Raw genomic sequence first — 17,602 nt, 5'->3', positions numbered from 1 at the left:
ATGAAGGCAATAATTTTAGCAGGAGGGGCGGGAACCCGTTTATATCCGCTTACAAAGGCTGTTTCAAAACAAATTTTACCAATGTATGATAAACCCATGATTTATTATCCCTTGTCGGTTATGATGCTTGCCGGTATACGTGAAGTTTTAATTATATCTACACCGCGGGATATAGGCCTTTTTAAAGAGCTCTTCGGTGATGGAAATTGGCTGGGGATGAAGTTTGAGTATGCCGTTCAAGATAAACCTCGGGGTCTTGCTGATGCCTTCATAGTGGGTGAAAACTTCATCGGTGTTGATTCTTGTGCTTTGGTATTGGGTGATAATATCTTTTATGGAAGAGGTTTCAGCAGCACTTTGACAGATGCGGTTTCCTTCATAAAAAATAATGGAGGAGCTTTAATTTTCGGTTATTATGTTAAGGACCCAAGAGCTTACGGAGTAGTTGATTTTGATGATGAAGGAAATGTTTTGAATATTGAGGAAAAACCTCAAAATCCAAAGTCAAATTATGCAATCCCAGGTTTGTATTTTTATGATAATGAAGTAATCCAAATTGCAAAATCTGTTAAACCTTCGGCCAGAGGCGAGATTGAAATTACATCCGTAAATAATGCTTACCTGACTATGGGAAAATTAAAAGTTGAAAAGCTGGGCCGCGGCATGGCATGGCTTGATACGGGAACTTATGACGGCCTTTTGGAAGCCTCAAATTTTATAGCAACGATTCAAAAAAGACAGGGAATGTATGTTTCCTGTATAGAAGAAATAGCTTATTTACAAAAATGGATTTCAAAGACTCAGCTTTTAAATTTATCTTCTTCATATAATAATGAATATGGCGATTATCTAAAATATATTGCGGAAAATTGTTAAGTTAAGGAGTTAATCTAAATGCGAAGTTTACAAAATATACTTGTAACCGGCGGTGCAGGTTTTATCGGTTCCAATTTTATTAGAACCTTATTAAAAAAAGAAGACGCATTTACGGGACGTATTATAAACCTTGATGCTCTTACCTATGCAGGCAATGCCGCAAGCCTTGCCGATATGGAATCCGAATTCGGTGGAAGCCGATACTTTTTTATTCATGGAAATATCTGCGATAAAGAAATTATAAATACCATTTTTACGGAATATAATATTGACACGGTTGTTCATTTTGCAGCTGAAAGTCATGTTGACCGCTCTATTTTGGGACCTGAGGTTTTTTTGCAGACAAATGTTTTGGGCTCCTTTAACCTTTTGGAAACTGCAAAGCAATTTTGGAAAAAACCTGACGGAACAATGCGTGATGATGTTCTTTTTCACCATATCAGTACGGATGAGGTTTACGGTTCTTTGGGCACTGAAGGCTATTTTGAAGAAACTACAGCCTATGACCCTCGTTCCCCTTATTCTGCGAGTAAGGCCTCAAGCGATCACTTGGTAAAAGCTTACTTTCATACCTATGGGCTGCCTGTTACTATTTCAAACTGTTCCAATAATTACGGACCGTTTCAATTCCCTGAAAAATTGATTCCCCTTATGATTTTAAATATGCTTGAAGGTAAAAATCTTCCCGTTTACGGTGACGGTAAGCAAATTAGAGACTGGATACATGTTGAAGACCATAATGAAGCTGTAAGGCTTATACTAAAAAATGGGAGAGCAGGGGAGACCTATAATATCGGCGGTGAAAATGAATGGGAAAATATAAAACTTTTAAATAAGCTCATTCAAATTGTTTGTAAAAAGACAGGTCTTAACGAAGAAAATGTAAGAAAAACTATTACACATGTAACCGATAGGCTTGGACATGACCGCCGCTATGCTATTGACTGTACCAAGATAAAAAATGAACTTAATTGGAAGCGTAACTTTGATTTTGAAACCGGACTTGAAAATACTGTTGACTGGTATTTAAATAATAAGAAATGGATAGAAAATGTCCGCTCCGGTGAGTACCGAAATTGGATAGAAAAAAATTATAAAGAGAGATAGGTATTGACGTAGTCAACATGACTTCGTCAATTTGACCCTTGCCCAATCTAAAAAAATATTGTAAAATAAAAACTATGAGTGATTTAATACAACCGAAAGTTTTAAAAGGATTTAGAGATTTCCTTCCGGCAGATGAGATTGAAAGAGCTCTTCTTATGGAAAGACTGGTAAATGTTTTTAGGGATTACGGCTTTGTGCCTATCGACACCCCTGCCTTGGAATATTCCGAAATTCTATTGAGAAAAAGCGGAGGGGAGACCGAAAAACAGGTTTTCCGATTTAATGACAACGGCGGACGGGATGTTGCGATGCGCTTTGACTTAACCGTTCCCTTAGCCCGATTTGTCGCAGAACATAAAAGCGAAATATATTTTCCGTTTAAACGCTATCATCTGGGAAAAGTTTGGCGCGGTGAAAAGCCTCAGGCAGGCCGTTATCGGGAATTTTTACAATGCGATTTTGATACATTGGGTTCCGATTCGGCTGCTGTCGATTTTGAAATTTTGCGTCTTATTAAAAAAGCTTTAAACGAGTTAGGTGTTTTTAACTTTAAAATACACGTTTCCCATAGAGGTATATTTAACCGTTTTTTAAAGTCTTTAAACCTATCCGAAGACAGCGAAGAGGTTTTGCGTATTGTAGATAAACTTGCTAAGATAGGGGAGGCCGAGGTTTTAAAGCTCCTTACCGAAATAAGCTCCGAAGAAAGTGCAAAAAAAATATTGGCTTATATTTCCGGTGTGAGTAAGGATTTAAAGAGTGAAGACTTTGAAAAAACTCTTTCTCACTTGGAAAACCTCGCAGGCGGCTCCGGCGAGGATACAAAACGCATGAGGGATATCTATGCCTTGGTAAAGGCTGTAGGTATTGAAGATTCAGTCGTCTTTGATCCTTCAATTACGCGAGGCTTGGATTATTATACCGGTGTTGTATTTGAGACCTTCTTAACCGATTTACCATCGATAGGCTCTGTTTGTTCAGGCGGAAGGTACGATAACCTTACAGCTCTTTATATGAAGGAATCTATTACCGGAGTAGGCGCTTCCATAGGGCTTGATAGGCTTTTAGCTGCTCTTGAACAGTTAGGTCATCAAAAAACAAAATCAAGCTTTACCGACCTCCTTATTTTTTCTTTACCTGAAGATGATCAAGTTCTTTCATATAAAATAGTAAACTTTTTTGAAGCCGAAAAAATAAATGCTGAAGTATATCCTGAACCTAAAAAGATGAATCATCAGTATACCTATGCCGAAAAAAAAGACATAAGGTGGGGGCTTTTCTTAGGTAAAGATTCTTGTGTAGAAGAATTTGACAAGAACCCTCAAGGGTTTAAGATAAAATTAAAGGATATGACTAATAGAACTGAAGATGAAATGCCTCTTAGCGAAGCCGTAAAAAAGATTATGGCCTCAAAAAATTAGACCTTTTTTTTCCGGCTTATCTCATATAATAAAATACCTGCTGCGACGGAAACGTTTAGGCTGTCAAGTTTTCCCTTGGTTGGGATTGACACTATTTCGTCGCAGGTTTCTTCTACAAGGCGGCTCATTCCCCTGCCTTCGCTTCCCATAATAAGGGCTGTCTTTTTTGGGAACTTGAGGTCGGGAAGAGCCTTGCCTCCTGCATCCGCACCGTAAATCCAAAAACCTTCCTTTTTTAGCCTTTCTACGGTTCTTACCAAATTGGTTACTTCCACGAATGGAACCCATGCTAAAGCTCCTGCACTTACCTTGCTTATAATCTCAAAGCCTCCGGCACTTTTGTTTTCCGGGACTATTATTCCGTCTATTCCAAACTGATCTGCACTTCGTATAATGGAACCTGTATTGTGAGGATCTGTAACGGAATCAAGGATTACCACAAAGGCCGATCCTTTTTCTGCAAGTTTTGCAAAAAACTCATCGATACTCATTCCTTTTTTTTGATTTTCAGCCTCCGTTACAAGAACAATACCCCTGTGATCCCTTAACTGTTCCGGCAAGGTTTTGGTAAGGGAATCAAGAAATTGATTCTCTTTTTTTTCAATTTTTAGGTTCAATTTACGAGCCGCTTCCAAAATTTTTTTTACCCTTGGGCCTTCTTTAGAGTAAAAAATTTCAAGGCTCGGCTTCCGGTTCTTTTCTTTTTCTATTTTAAGTTTTTCCGCTCTTAAAATCTCGTCTATAGCATGAAAACCCGTAATTATTTTTTTCATAAATTTTAGTCCAAATTGTATTTTTTTCCATATTTTACCGTTTTTACATCATTATAACCGTTTTCGTTTAAGTATTGGGTAAAATAAGTTTGAGCCTTAGGTTCTCCGTGAACCAAGAATATAGTTTTAAGTTTAGGATTCTTCAAGGAGTCCAGCCATTCTCTGGACTCAAAATAGTCGGCATGAGCACTGAAGGCGTTTATCTGCAAAATTTCAGCCCGTACCTGATGCCATTCACCGAAAATTTTTACTTCTTGTTCTTTGTTTTGGAGTCTACGGCCGAGAGTATCTTCTGCCATAAAACCTACCAGCAGTACCTTTGTCGATGGCTTTTCGATATTGTTTGCAAGATGGTGGGTAATTCGTCCGAATTCGCACATTCCGTCCGCACTTATTATAACCATGGGACCGTCAATATTGTTCAATTCCTTGGACTCGGCTACGCTGGTTATAAATTTGAGCGAGTTAAAACCGAAAGGATTTTTATGATGAATTAAAAAGGCCTCATGTGTTTGTGCATCATAGCATTCGGGATGTACCTGAAATATACTCGTTGCGTTTACGGCCATGGGAGAATCTACATAAATCGGAATATCGGGAATTATTTTTTTATCGACTAAGAGGTGAAAATAATAGACAATTTCCTGAGTCCTTTCAACGGCAAAGGCGGGAATAATCATCTTTCCCTTATTTTGTACAATTTCCTGTGTTTTTTCGGCAAGAAGTTTTAAAGCATTGTCGGTTTCCTCATGGCGCCGGTTTCCGTATGTGCTTTCAATAACTATATAATCTACAGGCGGAATAATGTCAGGATCGCGGATAATAGCCTTATTTTTTCGGCCTAGGTCTCCTGTAAAGGCTATTTTTACCTCTTTCCCATCCGAGTCTTTGGCGGTAATTACAGCCATCGCTGAACCTAAAATATGCCCTGCATCATAGAATTCCAGTTGAACATTGGGGCCTATCCATGCAGGCCTATGATATGAAATTGTTACAAACTGATTGACTGTTTGAATTACATCGGCTTCATCAAAAAGAGGCACCCATTTAAAGGTTTCTCCTTTTTTTGCAGCTTGTTTGGATAGATACTCCCTATCTCTGGCTTGAATTCGTGCAGAATCCATCATAACAAGGTTTGCTATATCTCTGGTGGCAGGGGTTGCATATATGTTGCCTGTAAATCCATGCTTTCCCAGCAAGGGTAATAAGCCGCAATGATCATAATGACCATGGGTTAAAATGACGGCTTCCAGCTCAGGAGCCGGAACATTAAAATCCCTGTTTTTCTTGTCCGCTTCTGCTCTTTTTCCTTGAAAAGCTCCGCAGTCTATCAAATATTTATGTCCGTCAACTTCAAGAATGTGTTTAGATCCGGTAACTTCTTCTGCAGCACCTAGCGAGTAAAATTTAATTGCCATAGCTTAAGCATACATCATAATCGGCGAAAAATCAAGTCCTATTTTTTAGCTATTGTTATAGATGGTCTAGAGGTTTATTGCCATATGTGGTAGCTGTGTATGTACTTTATAAAACTGAGATTTCCTAAAATAAACAAGGCAAGGCCTATACCCAGGAGGGTATAAGATGATGTATATAAGAGAATCGCATAACCTATTAAGGCCCCTGTCAGCGAAATGGCTGCAAATAAATACTCTTTTATGTTTTTTGTGATATAGACAAAAAAGTAATTTACACAGGCTAGAAGTGCAGCTATTAAAAACAGGTATATATATGAATGGCCTGCCTTAATATCCGAAAGAAAGTATCTGCTTATATAAAAATTATTTATAGGCATTGATAGGCATATTAAAAAAGATATAAAAAAAAGAAAAAAGAAGACTGACGATATCTTTCTAGTTATTATTTTGTTGGCAAAGATGCCTGCCATAAAGATGGACATAATTCCGGCTAATCTGAAAAAATATACCAATCGGGATAGATTTGCTATACTATCCAGCACTATATTGGAAAAGTTATATAGAGGAAAAACAAGCCTTATACTTTCAAAGCTGATGCATAAGGTAAACATAGCAAAAAAGGATATTTCGATTGCATGAGTCTTTTTAAATGTAAAATAGACGAAGATTAAAAAGCCAAGCGATAAAAACGGAAAGGCCAAGATACTTATTAATACCGCATAGCCGTTATAATTATTTCTTAAAAGGCTGAGTATAAATTCAGTAATTCCCGAGCTTTCTGCAGATTTTGTGCCCGTTACCAAGGAATTATCAAGGTTTCCGTTAAGTACAATACCTACAAAGGATATTAAGGATAATATAAGAATTAAAGCTGCAATACATATGGCGGTTAGGCGCGCTCTGTTTCTTCCTGCAATTGTCATATTAAAGCAGTATACCAATAAAAAAAATATTTGTAAAGGCAATTATTCAAAAATACTTGATATATTGGTATTTTTATGGTAGAATGAGCCCTATGAATTTTGTTTTTATTTTAGTTTTGCCCTTAGTTTTTTTACTCTACGCTTCATTTTCAAAGGAACAAAGCGGTAAGTTTGCAGCCTTTTTATTCGGTATTTTGGGCGGAATAGTGTCATTGATAGTTGTTTCTTTTTTCCCGTTTTCGGGTTTGCAAATTTCATCTTCACTTGCCGCTCATTTATGGCGCTTTTTCTTTCAGTATTTTTTCTTAAACGCTTTTTTCGGATTGGCTTTTTTCTTTTTGATTTCATTTTCTCTTTCTGAAGAAACCTTAAGCAATAGTTTGTCGGCTCTTTTCGGTATTTTTAGTGCCGTCTTTGCCTATCTATTTTACAGGAATATCAATACGCCCGACTCAACCGAGCTTATTTTATTTCTTCTTATAATAGCAGGAGCAATCCTTATTTTTGATTTTGTTTACTATATTTTGTCGGCGAATTTAACTATTTCCATGGATTTTATGGTTTATGCGATAGCCTTTATTTCTTTTGTCGGCTTCAGTCTTTTAGGCTCATATGCTCTTGCAAATTGGTATTTATCCGAGTCTTCAAATATGCATATTTTTGTTTCTTGCGGTATGTTTTTGCTGGGAGTTATTTTAAATATTGTCCGGAATAGACTGTAAGTTTTTGATTTTATGAATCTCGGGTATTTGTCTTTATCGGATAAACATAATTCGGTTGTTGTGCTGGGCGCTACGGCTACGGGAAAAACCTCCTATGCCGTAGGCCTTGCAAAAGAGCTTGGAGGAGAAATCATTTCTGCGGATTCAAGGCAGGTTTATAAGGGCCTTGACCTAGGTACCGGAAAAGACTTAGACGAGTACGGCGATGTGCTCCATCACCTAATCGATATTTGTACCTTGGAAAGGGAGTACAATGTCTTTGATTTTCAAAATGATGCTTACAAGGCTTTTGAAGATATAAAGAGAAGAAAAAAGCTGCCCATTTTTGCAGGAGGAACGGGGCTTTATCTTGATGCTCTTATAAGGGAATACGAGCTTATTCCTGTTCCAAAAAATGAAGAACTGAGGGCTTCCTTGGCCGGTAAGAATTTGGCTGACTTGCAAAAAGTTTTTTTTGAGTATAAAGTTCCGATGCATAATAAGACCGACCTTGAAAATATGGATAGGCTTATGAGGGCTATTGAAATTGCGGAATATAAAAAGACCCATCCTGATGCAGCCAAAATCTTAAACGCCAACCGTCCCGATATCCGCCCTCTTATAATAGGCCTTAAATACCCGCGGGAAATTTTAAGGGAAAGAATAAGGCTTAGACTCTTAGAGCGCATAAAAGACGGAATGATAGAAGAAACCGAGAGCCTTCACAAGGAGGGCTTTTCTTGGGAAAGGCTTGAAAGTTTGGGACTTGAATATAAATTTACGGCCCAATATCTTCAAGGCAAAATAAAATCTAGGGAAGAGTACATTGATTCTCTTTACCGTGCTATTTGTCAGTTTGCAAAAAGGCAGGAAACTTGGTTTCGCCGTATGGAAAAAAACGGGGTAAAAATAAACTGGATATTGAAGTGAGTTTTTAATTAGTGTTGGAGGGAAAATTGACTTTAAAACAAAACGTTCAATATGTTTTTATAGACTCAGGCATAGGAGGACTGCCTTATTTAAGGCATTTAAAAGAATTGGAGCCTCAAAGTTCCTGTGCCTATGTTGCAGACACAAAACATTTTCCCTATGGAGAAAAAACACTCGAAGAGGTAATAGAATATACCGAAGACCTTGTAAAAAAAATAATCGAAAAACTTAAACCCTCCGTTATAATAATAGCCTGTAATACGATGACGGTTTCGGCTCTTTCACATTTGCGTAAAAAATTCGAGATACCCTTTGTGGGCACTGTTCCTGCTATAAAACCTGCGGCCTTAACAAGTAAAAATAAAAAAATTGCCGTCCTTGCAACCGAAAGAACGGTAAACGATATCTATGTGCAAAATCTCATTGAGGAATTCGGAGCCGATTGTAAATTTTTTATGCGTGCAGATTCCGTTTTGGTTTCTAAAATAGAGAACACATTATTGTCCGGCTCTGAGGAGGATAAAAAGGCCGGAATCCGTCCTGCGGTTGAGTTTTTTAAGTCGGCAGGAACTGATACTGCTGTCCTAGGCTGTACTCATTTTCTCCACCTAAGAGATGAGTTTAAATCCGAATGTGAGCCGGATATAAAGATTGTGGACTCTTTGGATGGGGTTGTAAATCAGGCCTTAAAAATATCTCCTCCTAAAAAATCAAAGACGGATGAGAAATTAAAAAATATTCAAAAAGATATTTTTTATATCACCTCGGAAAAAACTGAAGAGAGTACAAAAAAATATTCCGCCTATGCGGAACTCTTTAATATGACTTTAGTTTACTTCTAAAAACTTGTTGTTTTTAGAAGTAAACGACGAGTTTTTCATAAGTTTTTATATATCAATGACTTATGAAAAACATCGCAAATAAATCTAAGGAAAACATCGAAAAGCTGAAGTTTTTCGATGTTCGTTTTAAGGTACTTCTAAAATGAAAGGATTGGTTTTAAAAGGATCTAATAATATTTTTTATGTAGAATGTGAAGACGGAAAATTCAGAAGCTGCTCCATTAAGGGGAAGGTTCTAAAAGATTCTGCTCTTTACTATAATCCTCTTGCTGCCGGAGATTTTGTAAATCTTGAGCCCGATACTCACTCTGATGATGAAGGCTTAATAACGGGTTTAATAGAAAGAAAAAATTCTTTTTTACGCTTAAATCAAAAACTGAATATGCCCCAGCTTTTAGCTGCAAATATCGATCTGCTTGTTTGTGTTGTTTCTGCTGCTAATCCTCCCTTCCGCCCTCGATTTGTGGACAGGGTTTTAGTGCAAGCCGAGATTCAAAAGATTCCGGTTTTAATTGTTATAAATAAGTGTGATTTAAAAATCTCGGCTGATGTAAAAGAGAGAATAGAGGACTGGAAAAGATTGGGCTATAAAAACCTTGAAGTGTCGGCAAAGGAGGGCAGGGGAATGGATAACTTGATTGAAAGCCTCTCAGCTAAAACGTCTGCCCTCGTAGGACAGTCAGGAGTTGGTAAAAGCACTCTCTTAAATTTTATCGCCCCCGATTTAAATTTGAAAACTTCTGCAATTTCGGATAAGTATGACCGAGGTACCCACACGACAACGCAAGGGGAGTATTTTAAAATAAAGGCTCTTACTTCAGAGGGTAAAGAACATTCGATAAACATAATTGATACGCCGGGTGTGAGGCATTTTGCCATTTACGGCATCGAGCCTGAGGATACTGCCCTATATTTTCCGGAAATGGAAAAGCTCATAGGCTCATGTAAATTCGGCCTTTCCTGCACCCATACCCATGAACCCGGCTGTGCCCTTTTGGAAGCCCTTAAAAAAGGGGATATTTATAAGGACAGGTATACGAGTTTTGAACTTATACATAAAGAATTACAAGAAACGGTAAAGAAGTATTAATCTACATAGGAGTAAGATATGACTGAACATACGCTGGAAGTTTTACAGTTTTCGAGGATAAGAGAAATTATTGCCTCCTATTGTGTAACTGATGAAGGAAAAGAATTTTGCTTAAAAAAGAATCCCGATACGGATATAAAAAAAATAGAAGAAGAAAAAAAATTGGGGATTGATTTTTTAAGTCTTTTAAGAGCATATAAGGCTCCTCCAATAAAGTACAGACCTCCTGTTCTTCCCTTTCTTGAAGGAATAGAAGTTGAAGGTGCTGCCCTTGATATTGAAGGCGTTTATTCGGTCGGGCTTTTAGCCTTGTCCGTTTTTTCTTTACACGAATGGTTAAGTTCCTTTTTAGAAAATGAAGACCTAAATGAAAACTCGATTGTTTCCTTTGTAAAAAAAATACCCGATATGCTCCATCTAAAAAAACTTGTATTTTCTTTTATAGATGAAAACGGAGAATTGCAAGACCTTCCTTCTTTGAGGGCAATAAAAAATAAGATACGCTCTATCGAGGACGACATAGATAAAACTATGCGGAATTATTTTACAAACGATGCAACCCGTCAAATGCTTCAATCCAATCTTCCTACGGTCAAAGACGGAAGACAGGTTATAGCCGTAAGATCAAATTTTAAAGGAAGGATTCCGGGTATCATTCATGAGTATTCTCAATCGGGACAAACATTTTATCTTGAACCGGAAGAAATAGTTTTAAAGAATAATGATCTTATCGCCGCTCATGCCGAATATGAGCGTGAGCTCTTAAGGCTATTGCAGGACTTGACTTCCCAAATTGCAGAGCATACCGAAAACATAAAAGAGGCATGTGAGGCAATCACAAAATTGGATTGTGTTGCAGCCGCTTCCCGATGGGCTCATTCCAATAACTGTGTCTTTGCAGGCAGTATAGATTTAGGCTTAAGCCATTCAATAGGCAAGGACGGCAGCCATGATTCAAAAGGAACCCCTCTTGCTTTTTATCTTCATCAAGCCCGCCATCCTCTGCTTGGAAAATCGGCAGTTCCTATAGACCTAAAATTATCTAAAGATGATAGGGTACTTATCATAACGGGCCCGAATACCGGAGGAAAAACCGTAAGCTTAAAAACGGCAGCTCTCTTTGCTTTGATAAACCAAACAGGCTGGCCCGTTCCTGCAGGCCACTTGACCCGTCTTCCTTACTTTGATTTTATAGCCTGCGACATAGGCGATGAACAGTCTATGGATCAATCCCTTTCTACTTTCTCGGCTCACATGAAAAATGTTTCCGAAATTATAAGGAGGGCAGGGGATAAAAGTCTTATAATTCTTGATGAGCTTGGAAGCGGTACGGATCCTCAAGAAGGCTGTGCAATAGCGATGGCCGTTCTCGATGATCTTTTAGAAAAAAAAGCCTTTGTCTTTGTTACAACCCATCATGGTGCCTTAAAAAATTACGGCTATAGTAAGGACTCCTGTGTAAATGCCTCGGTCGAATTTAATCAAAACACATTGAGCCCTACCTATCGGATACTGATGGGTGTTCCCGGAGAAAGTCATGCCGTTGACATAGCCAAGCGGAACGGTCTTCCTGAACATATAATCGAAAAGGCTCACACCTATTTGGGAAATAACAGGGCCGATGTTTCCGATCTTATCAAGGGACTTATTCAAAAGCATGAAGACCTAAACGAATTTGAACTTCAAAAAAAAGAAGAAGAATTAAAACTTAAAGAAGATAGGCGGCGTTCCGATTTAAAAGAACTTCAATTAAAACAAAAAGAATTGGAGCTGAAGAAAGACGGAATAAAAAGGCTCGATCTCTTTTTTGAAGAAAAAAGAAAATTTCTTGAAAATCTTGTGCGGGAACTGAGAGAGGGAGAGCTGAGCCGAGAAAAAACTTTAAGCGTCAAAAAATGGATTGACGATTTTGAAAAAGACTTGGGCAAAGAACATGAGGCCCTAAAACTTGAACAAACAAAAATAGACGAAAGACTTCATTCTTCAAAAGAAAAAAACAAGGCCCCTCAAAATCCTGAGCTCCGCGAAGGCACAAGGGTTATAATAAAAAGCCTCAACCGTAATGGAGAGCTTATCCGTGAAGAAAAAAAAGGAAAGTGGCTTGTTGCCGTCGATAACTTAAAACTTACTATTGCAGAGGATGACATGGAGGCTTGCGAAAATCAGGAAAAGCTTAAACTTTCCAAACCCCTTGTCAGCATTATAAGCGATACAAGTGCTCCTTCTTCCCGTCCTTCTTTTGAGCTCCGCCTCTTAGGAATGAGGGCTGAGGAAGCTCAAAAGGCCTTGCAGGATCAGATGGATCTTGCCTTGGTACACGGTATTACCGAATTCGCTATCATTCACGGAAAGGGGCATGGAATTCTTCAAGAATTGTCTCACGATTTTTTAAAGAGAAGTCCCTATGTAAAGGCTTTCCGTTTTGCAAAGCCGGAAGAAGGCGGTTCGGGAAAGACGATAGTAAGCCTCGGTTAAGTCCATGCTGGGGCTAGAGAAGTCTAACGTAAGCTAATTTGATTCAAAATTTTCTATTACGTAAAAATCTACGGGGAACCAATTTTCTGGAGCCGCTATTTCATCGGCTATTTCTCCTATAGGTACATGGGCCGTAGTTTCACAGCCAAGGTAATCTCTGCCGTTGTGAGTAAAACAGGTTCCGCTTCCCGGACAGTCTACTGCGGCTATGGCATGGGACTTATTCGGAGAAACCAAAAGGACTGCATCTATGTTCATCTGTTTTAGCATTAGTACCATAAGAAGAGCCCTGCTGTCGCAGTCCCCTCTTTTTTCTGTAAGAGCTTGAGGCAAGTTTATAAAATCGCTTCCTTTTCTGTCTCTTTCATAGTTAAAATTTTGAACTAAAAAAAGCAGTTCTTTTGCCGCTTTTTCGGCAAATCCGTTTTGATTGTTTTCATCAAAGAGCGAAGTATATACGGCAAAGGAAGCTGGAGCTATGCGGTTCCATGCGTCCCTAAAAATTACCTTATAAAAACGCTGCCAAGCTGCAATTAAATTATCATGATTTAAATACATAGTCAAAACAGAAAATTCCCTGTCAATTACCGACTTGTTTGCTTCCGCATCGGATTCATCTATCGTAAAGGATATGTTTTTATTGTTAAAAGTATACTCGATAGTTTTTTCTTTTGTTTTAGGATATAGGGCTGTTGTAACCGGCCCGGGCTCAAAATAAGACATTGTATCCGTATAAACCGTGTCAAGGGAAGAAATCATGAGGTTTTCGCATTCCTTTGCCTTATCCTTGTCGGTATAGGTAAGAAGAACCAGCCAGCCTGTTTTATTTGGCAGCTCAAGGCTTAAAACCCAGCCTGAAAGCTCCTTAGGTTTATATTTTTCGGAAGGCGAATATAAAAACGATACCGACGATAAAAGAGCTTCCTTATTTCTCCATATAAAAGGAACATCCTTATGAGTTATTTTTAGCTGTTTAAAAACATGTTCGGCTGCTTCTTTTGCAGTCTTAAATTGGGGCTCTTCATACAAGGCAATTTGCAAATCAACCGGCAAAATAGCATGCTGAAAAAGGTACCTTTCATTTCCTTCTCTATTGGCTAAAACAAAATCCTCAGGCAGGTCAAGTGCATAGCCCCATGAAGGGGAATACATTTGTTCCGCCGAAAGAGAAACACTTAAAAAAATGAAACAGCTTAGAAACAAAAAAAATAATAAAACGTTTTTCTTCTTCATTTTTTCCCTCATCTTACCTTATAATTATAACTTATTTTTAATAATAATACTATAGTTTTAATATTAAATTTACTTTGCATATCCTTAAAAATTATGCTATACTGTTTAAGATATGATTCAATTTGAAGATGATGTTTTCTATCTGGAAGCCGAGAACTCAAGTTATTGGTTCCGTATAAGTCCTTACGGACACTTGGAAACCGTGCATTACGGTAAAAAGATGGAAAGAGGCGATATACAGGGGCTCATTGTAAAAAGAACGGCACAAACAGGTTCTTCCGTTTGCTATGACGAAAAAGACCCCCTCTATGTGCTTGATAATATCCCCTTGCAATGGTCGGGGAACGGCAGGGGGGACTACCGTTATTCTCCTTGCGAAATAAGGATGCCCGATTCTTCTTTTACTCACGACTTTGTTTATCAATCCCATAAGATAGAAAAGGGCTTAAAACCTATGCAGTCTCTTCCTTCTGCCATTGACGGAAATGAAGACGCCGAAACCCTTATCATAAATTTAAAAGATATAAACGATGTTAATCTTGCACTCTACTATACGGTGTTTCCGTCCTTTAATATTATAACAAGGCGTGCCGTCTTGACAAATAATAATGAAAAAGCCTTGGAAATACGCCGCCTTATGAGTATGATGATCGATCTTCCGGACAGGGGCTTCGATATGTTCACCCTTGACGGGAGCTGGATTAAAGAAGCTCATCTCCACAAAAAAGAAATTTCCTATGGGATGTGGGTAAACGAGTCTACAACCGGAGCAAGCTCTAACCGTCACAATCCGGGCTTTCTTGTTGCAGCTCACGGAGCAGAGGAGGATAGGGGAGAGGTCTACGGGTTCAACATTATCTACAGCGGCAATCATTTCGGCTTTGTTCAAAAAAGTCATTTGGACTTAATCCGCATCGGTATCGGGATAAGTCCTCATTGTTTTTCTTGGGATTTAAAAAAAGGTGAAAGCTTTGAAACTCCCGAGGCTCTTCTTTCTTTTTCCGATATGGGATTTAACGGGCTTCGTTCAAATATGCACGGCTTTATAAATAAGTGCATTGTAAGGGGTGAATGGAAAGAAAAAGAAAGGCCTGTTTTAATAAACAATTGGGAAGCCGATTTTTTTAAGTTTAACCGCCGAAGCCTTTTACGCTCTGCCCGTCAGGCAAAAAAGCTGGGGCTTGAGCTTTTTGTGCTTGATGACGGCTGGTTCGGAGACCGGAATAACGATAGTGCAGGTCTCGGCGACTATCGGGTAAATACAAAAAAACTTCCCGGAGGAATTAAAAAACTTGCCGATAAGGTGCGTAAAATCGGGCTTGACTTCGGGCTTTGGTTTGAGCCTGAAATGGTAAACGAGGACAGCGATCTATTCCGTTCACATCCCGAATGGGCCTTAAAAGAGCCTTTCAGGGAGCCGGTTAGAGGAAGGCACCAGCTCGTCCTTGACCTGTGTCTTAAAGAAGTTAGAGATTATATAGTTGAAAATGTTTCACGGATTTTGGATGAGGCGGATGTCTCTTATGTAAAATGGGATATGAACCGCCACATATCGGCAGCTTTTTCTCCTTCTTTAAACAATCAAGGAGAGTTTTATCACCGTTATATTTTAGGCCTTTATGAAGTCCTAACGAGGATTTTTTCTCCCCGTCCTCATATCCTGCTTGAAAGCTGTTCCTCAGGGGGAAACCGCTTTGATCTTGGAATGCTTTGCTTTTCTCCCCAGATATGGACTTCGGACAATACAGACCCTGTGGAAAGGCAGGAAATACAAAGCGCTTTAAGTCTCCTATATCCGCTTTCTGCAATGGGAGCCCATGTTTCGGCCTCGCCTCATCAGCAGACCCTAAGGCAAACTCCTTTAAGCACCCGCTTTAATACCGCCTGTTTCGGGGTATTAGGTTATGAATTGGATTTAAAATTTTTAACCCATGCCGAAAAAAAAGAAATAAAAGAACAAATTTCTTTTTATAAAAAATACAGAAAAATTTTTCAGTTCGGTTCTTTTTCGGTTATAGGTACTCATAAAGATAATCAGAGGCATTGGCAATGTTCTGACGGCAGGACTGCCGTATCAGGCCTTTTTCAGATGAAGGCACGGACTGCCGACGGGCACAGTATTTTAAAAGTTAAGGGAATGAAGGAAAAAGCCTTATATGAGGTTGAAACAAAACCTCAAAACCTCTATATAAAGCGTTTCGGAGGCTTGATTAAGCATGTGCTGCCTATTTCTTTAAACCCTGAGGGGCTTGTTTTAAGAACGGTAAACAAGTATTATGCTCTTTTAGATTGTTTAGAAAAATATCGAGCCTCAGGAAAGCTATTGGACTACGGTATTCTTTTAAATAATCAGTTTATGGGTACTTATTATAATGATAAGACTCATCTTTGGGGAGATTTCGGTTCCTGTTTATTTGTAACAAAGGAGGTCATTTAAAATGAAACAAAACAGATGGACTTTCGGCCTTGGAACTATAGGCCGGGATATGGTGTACTCATTGATAAGCATGTACCTTATTTTTTACATGACCGATGTAATTTATGTTCCTACAAATGTATTGTGGAGTATTACGGTTATTGTTCTTGCAGCCCGCATCTTTGATGCCTGTAACGATCCGATTATGGGTCTGATAGTCGATAATACCAAAACCAAATACGGAAAATTTAAGCCTTGGATAGCCTTTGGAGCCTTGACCTCAGGAATTTTTACAATCCTTCTTTTTACGGATTTCGGGATTAAGGGAGGTGCCTATGCAGCCTTCTTCGGCATTATCTATCTTTTATGGGGTGTCGCTTTTACCACAAACGATATAAGCTATTGGTCAATGCTTCCTTCTTTAAGTGTGGATCAAAAAGAAAGAGAAAAAATAGGATCTATTGCCCGTATTTGCGCAAATGTGGGGCTTTTCTTCGTTGTTGCCGGCATAGTTCCCATTACAACCGCATGGGGTAATAAGACGGGAAGCCTTGCAAAGGGATATTTTTTCTTTGCAATTATGGTTACCCTAATTATGTGGCTCGGTCAAATTATAACCTTAATCGGCGTAAAAGAACCTAAAATAACAAAGCCACAAAAACATACATCCCTTAAAGAGCTTTTGAGCGTTATAGTAAAAAATGACCAACTCCTTTTAACTGCTATAGCCATGACTCTTTTTATGATAGGCTATATGACTACGACGAGCTTTGGCCTTTACTTTTTTAAGTATGCCTACGGCGATGAAGGCATGTATTCCGTCTTTGCAATTATCCTAGGTCTTTCCCAAATTTCGGCCCTGATTATTTTTCCGGTTTTAAGTAAATTTTTTGTAAGACAAAAAATTTATACGGCTTCGATAATAATGGTTTTAGCCGGCTACACCATCTTCTTTTTTGCTCCTACAAATACCATGCTTTTTATCGGTATTTCGGGAGTTCTTATCTTTGTGGGACAGGCCTTTATTCAGCTTATGATGCTCATGTTCCTTGCCGACTGTGTTGACTACGGCCATTGGAAATTGGGCAAACGGAATGACAGCATTTCGTTTTCGATTCAGCCCTTTATCAATAAACTTTCAGGAGCTATCGGAAACGGCATCGTAAGCGCAGTCGTCATCATTTCAGGAATCAAAGAAGCTTCATCCGCTGCCGAGGTTACAAAGGAAGGCCTTTTGATGATGAAGACAGCAATGCTCGTCTTCCCTCTTTTTTGTATAGTCGGCAGCTACATCCTCTACCGCCTCCGCTATAAAATCGACGAAAAAACCTATGCTAACATTTTAACGGAACTTGAAGAGAGGAGCGAGCTGGTTAAAAAGGAGTAAGGAAAGACGC

14 protein-coding genes are annotated in these 17,602 nt (G+C 38.7%); 10 read left to right on the top strand and 4 right to left on the bottom strand.

Annotation, left to right across the window (positions count from 1 at the left end):
- The 3 genes from rfbA (at window position 1) to hisS (ending at window position 3,404) form a co-directional block, all read left to right on the top strand.
- Complete coding sequence (rfbA, locus tag HO345_RS06230; protein WP_253684520.1) at window positions 1-876, top strand: glucose-1-phosphate thymidylyltransferase RfbA; 876 nt, start codon at window positions 1-3, stop codon at window positions 874-876.
- A gap of 18 nt (window positions 877-894) precedes the next feature.
- Window positions 895-1,983 (top strand): dTDP-glucose 4,6-dehydratase, encoded by a 1,089-nt coding sequence (rfbB, locus tag HO345_RS06225; RefSeq protein WP_253684519.1) that lies wholly within the window; start codon window positions 895-897, stop codon window positions 1,981-1,983.
- Between the two features lie 74 nt (window positions 1,984-2,057).
- Window positions 2,058-3,404 carry a histidine--tRNA ligase gene (gene hisS, locus HO345_RS06220; protein ID WP_253684518.1) on the top strand — a complete coding sequence of 449 codons (1,347 nt, stop codon included), beginning with the start codon at window positions 2,058-2,060 and terminating at the stop codon, window positions 3,402-3,404.
- Here the strand turns inward: hisS and rlmB are convergent.
- The 3 genes from rlmB to HO345_RS06205 all read right to left on the bottom strand — a co-directional run bounded on the left by rlmB (window position 3,401) and on the right by HO345_RS06205 (window position 6,518).
- On the bottom strand, window positions 3,401-4,177 hold the full coding sequence (rlmB, locus tag HO345_RS06215) for a 23S rRNA (guanosine(2251)-2'-O)-methyltransferase RlmB (protein WP_253684517.1): 777 nt from the start codon (window positions 4,175-4,177) through the stop codon (window positions 3,401-3,403). The genes hisS and rlmB overlap by 4 nt on opposite strands.
- A 5-nt stretch (window positions 4,178-4,182) precedes the next feature.
- Window positions 4,183-5,595: an MBL fold metallo-hydrolase RNA specificity domain-containing protein gene (locus tag HO345_RS06210; RefSeq protein ID WP_147624281.1), complete on the bottom strand. Its 1,413-nt coding sequence runs from the start codon at window positions 5,593-5,595 to the stop codon at window positions 4,183-4,185.
- Window positions 5,596-5,669: 74 nt separating this feature from the next.
- Window positions 5,670-6,518: a hypothetical protein gene (locus HO345_RS06205; protein ID WP_253684516.1), complete on the bottom strand. Its 849-nt coding sequence runs from the start codon at window positions 6,516-6,518 to the stop codon at window positions 5,670-5,672.
- 92 nt (window positions 6,519-6,610) lie between these two features.
- Here HO345_RS06205 and HO345_RS06200 point away from each other — a divergent pair, with 92 nt between their 5' ends.
- The 5 genes from HO345_RS06200 to HO345_RS06180 all read left to right on the top strand — a co-directional run bounded on the left by HO345_RS06200 (window position 6,611) and on the right by HO345_RS06180 (window position 12,556).
- On the top strand, window positions 6,611-7,240 hold the full coding sequence (locus HO345_RS06200; protein WP_253684515.1) for a hypothetical protein: 630 nt from the start codon (window positions 6,611-6,613) through the stop codon (window positions 7,238-7,240).
- Between the two features lie 12 nt (window positions 7,241-7,252).
- Window positions 7,253-8,149, top strand: a complete 897-nt coding sequence (gene miaA, locus HO345_RS06195) for a tRNA (adenosine(37)-N6)-dimethylallyltransferase MiaA (protein ID WP_253684514.1) — start codon at window positions 7,253-7,255, stop codon at window positions 8,147-8,149.
- Window positions 8,150-8,175: 26 nt separating this feature from the next.
- Window positions 8,176-8,991, top strand: a complete 816-nt coding sequence (murI, locus tag HO345_RS06190) for a glutamate racemase (RefSeq protein ID WP_253684513.1) — start codon at window positions 8,176-8,178, stop codon at window positions 8,989-8,991.
- 142 nt (window positions 8,992-9,133) lie between these two features.
- The gene (gene rsgA / locus HO345_RS06185) at window positions 9,134-10,081 is read left to right on the top strand and encodes a ribosome small subunit-dependent GTPase A (protein ID WP_253684512.1); all 948 of its coding nucleotides are present in this window, start codon (window positions 9,134-9,136) and stop codon (window positions 10,079-10,081) included.
- A gap of 18 nt (window positions 10,082-10,099) precedes the next feature.
- The gene (locus HO345_RS06180; protein WP_253684511.1) at window positions 10,100-12,556 is read left to right on the top strand and encodes an endonuclease MutS2; all 2,457 of its coding nucleotides are present in this window, start codon (window positions 10,100-10,102) and stop codon (window positions 12,554-12,556) included.
- Between the two features lie 33 nt (window positions 12,557-12,589).
- On the opposite strand, the gene HO345_RS06175 is transcribed toward HO345_RS06180, so the two are convergent.
- Entirely contained in the window at window positions 12,590-13,789 is a 1,200-nt protein-coding gene (locus HO345_RS06175; protein ID WP_253684510.1) for a transglutaminase-like domain-containing protein, read from the bottom strand.
- 112 nt (window positions 13,790-13,901) lie between these two features.
- On the opposite strand from HO345_RS06175, the gene HO345_RS06170 reads away from it, so the two are divergent.
- On the top strand, window positions 13,902-16,226 hold the full coding sequence (locus HO345_RS06170; protein WP_253684509.1) for an alpha-galactosidase: 2,325 nt from the start codon (window positions 13,902-13,904) through the stop codon (window positions 16,224-16,226).
- Window position 16,227: 1 nt separating this feature from the next.
- The gene (locus tag HO345_RS06165) at window positions 16,228-17,592 is read left to right on the top strand and encodes a glycoside-pentoside-hexuronide (GPH):cation symporter (RefSeq protein WP_253684508.1); all 1,365 of its coding nucleotides are present in this window, start codon (window positions 16,228-16,230) and stop codon (window positions 17,590-17,592) included.
- The last annotated feature ends 10 nt before the right edge of the window (window positions 17,593-17,602 follow it).

The sequence above is a fragment of the Treponema denticola genome, from assembly GCF_024181645.1.
Classification (GTDB): domain Bacteria; phylum Spirochaetota; class Spirochaetia; order Treponematales; family Treponemataceae; genus Treponema_B; species Treponema_B denticola_A.
This window is presented reverse-complemented; position numbering and strand designations above follow the sequence as displayed.

Excerpts from the sequence above, each read along its gene's own strand:
- HO345_RS06205 (WP_253684516.1), bottom strand. The coding sequence starts at position 6,518 with ATGACAATTGCAGGAAGAAACAGAGCGCGCCTAACCGCCATATGTATT.
- HO345_RS06165 (WP_253684508.1), top strand. The coding sequence starts at position 16,228 with ATGAAACAAAACAGATGGACTTTCGGCCTTGGAACTATAGGCCGGGAT.
- hisS (WP_253684518.1), top strand. The coding sequence starts at position 2,058 with ATGAGTGATTTAATACAACCGAAAGTTTTAAAAGGATTTAGAGATTTC.
- HO345_RS06180 (WP_253684511.1), top strand. The coding sequence starts at position 10,100 with ATGACTGAACATACGCTGGAAGTTTTACAGTTTTCGAGGATAAGAGAA.
- miaA (WP_253684514.1), top strand. The coding sequence starts at position 7,253 with ATGAATCTCGGGTATTTGTCTTTATCGGATAAACATAATTCGGTTGTT.
- rfbB (WP_253684519.1), top strand. The coding sequence starts at position 895 with ATGCGAAGTTTACAAAATATACTTGTAACCGGCGGTGCAGGTTTTATC.
- rlmB (WP_253684517.1), bottom strand. The coding sequence starts at position 4,177 with ATGAAAAAAATAATTACGGGTTTTCATGCTATAGACGAGATTTTAAGA.
- HO345_RS06210 (WP_147624281.1), bottom strand. The coding sequence starts at position 5,595 with ATGGCAATTAAATTTTACTCGCTAGGTGCTGCAGAAGAAGTTACCGGA.
- rsgA (WP_253684512.1), top strand. The coding sequence starts at position 9,134 with ATGAAAGGATTGGTTTTAAAAGGATCTAATAATATTTTTTATGTAGAA.
- rfbA (WP_253684520.1), top strand. The coding sequence starts at position 1 with ATGAAGGCAATAATTTTAGCAGGAGGGGCGGGAACCCGTTTATATCCG.
- HO345_RS06175 (WP_253684510.1), bottom strand. The coding sequence starts at position 13,789 with ATGAAGAAGAAAAACGTTTTATTATTTTTTTTGTTTCTAAGCTGTTTC.
- HO345_RS06170 (WP_253684509.1), top strand. The coding sequence starts at position 13,902 with ATGATTCAATTTGAAGATGATGTTTTCTATCTGGAAGCCGAGAACTCA.
- HO345_RS06200 (WP_253684515.1), top strand. The coding sequence starts at position 6,611 with ATGAATTTTGTTTTTATTTTAGTTTTGCCCTTAGTTTTTTTACTCTAC.